The sequence below is a fragment of the Micromonospora sp. NPDC049799 genome (assembly GCF_040656655.1).
In the GTDB taxonomy this organism is placed as follows: domain Bacteria; phylum Actinomycetota; class Actinomycetes; order Mycobacteriales; family Micromonosporaceae; genus Micromonospora.
Map to the genome: position 1 here is coordinate 1 of NZ_JBFAMU010000845.1, position 1,352 is coordinate 1,352.

Consider the following 1,352-nt stretch of genomic DNA (forward strand, 5'->3'; position numbering starts at 1 on the left):
CCGGGCTCGCCGCGACCGCCGCCATGGGCGCCGGCCTGGTGCTGACCCGCCGCTGGGGGCGTCCACCGGGTGTCGGCACGCTCACCGCGACGGGCTGGCAGCTCACCGCCGGAGGGCTGATGATCACGCCGCTCGCCCTGGCCGCCGAAGGGCCGCCACCGATGCCGGACACCCCGGCACTGCTCGGGTACGCGTGGTTGACGCTGGCCGGCACCGCCCTGGCGTACGCGCTCTGGTTCCGGGGTGCGGCGCGGCTGCCGGTCACCCAGGTGTCACTGCTGGGCGCCCTCAGCCCGTTGACCGCCGCAGCGCTCGGGTGGGTCGCCCTCGGCCAGGCCATGAGCAGCTGGCAGGTGGCCGGCTTCGCGCTGGCCGTCACGGCGACGGTCGCCGGCCAGGTGTCCACCCGTGGGCCGGGTCAGTCTCGCGGCCCTGACTGGCGCGGGACGACCGGCTCGACCCGCAGGGCGCCGGGAGCCAGCTCGCCCGCGGCGGCCAGCGGCAGGGTGAAGCGGCCGTCGGCGGCCGGGCCGGCCGCGTGGGACTCCCGCAGCATCCAGCGCACCTCGTCGGCCGTCCAGCCGAGGCCGGACCGGCCGGCGATCTCGCGGACCAGTCGCAGTGCGACCCGGGTGTCGTCGTCGTAGAAGCGCATGCACCAGTGGTGCACCCACATGCCGAGCGCGCGCAGCCCTTCGGTGTCCAGCGAGCGGACCAGCCGGCCACAGGCGGTGTCGCCGAACGCCCACCCCGGGTCACCGGCCCGGTCCCGCTCCAGCGCGCCCACGGCGGCCGGGGCGACCGCCCGCATCCGGTCGTAGAAGCTTTGCACCACGGCGGGATCCAGCGGGGGCAGCTCGTCCCGTGTCGACGCCGCTCCCCGACCCGCAACGCTCGCCATCGCCGCACCCCTTCTTGAGTTGGTGGCCGGACGGTACCGACCACAACCGACACTTTCCGCACCGGCAGCCGGTCCGGCCCGGAGCGGTGGTTGTTAAGCGGGGGCCCCTCCTCTACCGGAGGCGTTAAGAAGGGGCCCTTCCTTGCACCGCCACGGCCGTGTCCGATTTCCGCGAGCCAGGCGGCTGAGCTGCGGGGCATCATCGGTGTCGTGGAGTTGGACTTCGAGCGGTGCTACCGGGCCGTCGACAGCCGTGACCAGCGGTTCGACGGGTGGTTCTACACGGGCGTGACGTCGACCGGGATCTACTGCCGGCCGTCCTGTCCGGCGATGACGCCGAAACGGCAGAACGTCCGGTTCTTTCCCTCGGCCGCCGCCGCGCAGGGCGCCGGGCTGCGCGCCTGCCGCCGCTGCGGACCCACCATGCGCAGCCACCCGCGCTGCTCGGCCT

The 1,352-nt window shown here is 74.7% G+C and carries 2 protein-coding genes and 1 pseudogene; 2 read left to right on the plus strand and 1 reads right to left on the minus strand.

The window, feature by feature from the left end; translation table 11 throughout:
• Nucleotides 1-23: 23 nt before the first annotated feature.
• Nucleotides 24-329, plus strand: a pseudogene (locus tag AB0I76_RS29995) (EamA family transporter); the annotation flags it as partial.
• An 89-nt stretch (nucleotides 330-418) separates the two neighbouring features.
• Here the strand turns inward: AB0I76_RS29995 and AB0I76_RS30000 are convergent.
• Nucleotides 419-901 (minus strand): hypothetical protein, encoded by a 483-nt coding sequence (locus tag AB0I76_RS30000; RefSeq protein WP_357042521.1) that lies wholly within the window; start codon nucleotides 899-901, stop codon nucleotides 419-421.
• A 210-nt stretch (nucleotides 902-1,111) separates the two neighbouring features.
• Between AB0I76_RS30000 and AB0I76_RS30005 the strand changes: the two genes are divergently transcribed.
• On the plus strand, nucleotides 1,112-1,352 hold a 241-nt coding region (locus tag AB0I76_RS30005), incomplete at its 3' end, for an Ada metal-binding domain-containing protein (protein WP_357042524.1).